This is a genomic window from Methanoregula sp. (genome assembly GCF_002835825.1).
GTDB lineage: Archaea > Halobacteriota > Methanomicrobia > Methanomicrobiales > Methanospirillaceae > Methanoregula.
In genome coordinates this window covers 1-1,004 of sequence record NZ_PIZH01000805.1, presented here as the reverse complement: position 1 = coordinate 1,004, position 1,004 = coordinate 1, and the positions used below count along the sequence as shown (strand labels likewise).

Genomic DNA, 1,004 nt, shown 5'->3' with positions numbered 1-1,004 from the left:
TGATCTTCCGTTGAGACACTCCTTGGGCAGTCTCGCTGCACGAAGGGCCGGGGATGTCCACCGGATCCCCATAGGGGGGGCGGCGGTTGGTCAGCATCGAAAGGGTAAGTTTTCCGGTGAGCGGAACCGATGCAATCCCGGTAATTCCCTCGCCATCGGTATAGGCCCCAATGATATTCATGATACCGGTACCATGGCTGCCCACATGTTCCCATCCCGTGATTGGATGCAGGAGCCTGGACCCGTTTGCAGATGTATCAAGGACAGGGCCGACATCGAATGTATGGAAACCCGTATATACACCGTCATCAACAACCGCAACCCTTACCTGAGAAAGGGGAAGATGCGATGCCCTGACTATATCCCAGGCGCTTTTCGCCCGGACAAGAAGGTACCCTGAATCCCTGTTTGCTTCCTCGTACACGGGATTGGAAATGGGGGATATTTCACTCGCAGTTATTGCGTTTTCCAGGAGCGGCTGGGAGACCGGAAATGCCAGTTCCACGCAGGAATGTTCGCACGCTTTCTGAAGGCAATCGCAAAGATCCTTTTCATTATAGGCACCGCATCCCCCATGGTATTCAATCTGGTAGAGGTTGAGATAATCATAATAGCCGACAACCTTCCCGTTGAGGAGCCGTGCAACCTCATCCGCATCCGCCCGGGTCCTGCCCTCTTTCAATATGACAGCTACCATATCAGCGGGAACCTCGCCCCATTGGGATGTATTGATCAGGTCGCACCGGTGCGGTACAACGATAGAAGCATTGCCAAGGCAGATCTGGGTACTACCCGGAGCGGATCCGGATAGATTGGAGAAAGAATGGTTTGATTCCACACCGGGGAATTGCGATCCATCCATCAGGAACGGGACAATTGAAAAGAAAAACAGCAGCCCCGTTATGATCACGATCCCGAAAAACAGACCGATACGGAATCTCTGCATATGGAGATTCATCTGTATTTTTTTATAAATACTTTTTCCGAAATCATCCCCTTTGGCC

Annotated in this window: 1 protein-coding gene; it reads right to left on the bottom strand. The window is 51.9% G+C overall.

Annotation, left to right across the window (positions count from 1 at the left end):
* On the bottom strand, nucleotides 1–697 hold a 697-nt coding region (locus CW742_RS15340), incomplete at its 3' end, for a hypothetical protein (RefSeq protein ID WP_292421922.1).
* Between the last annotated feature and the right edge of the window lie 307 nt (nucleotides 698–1,004).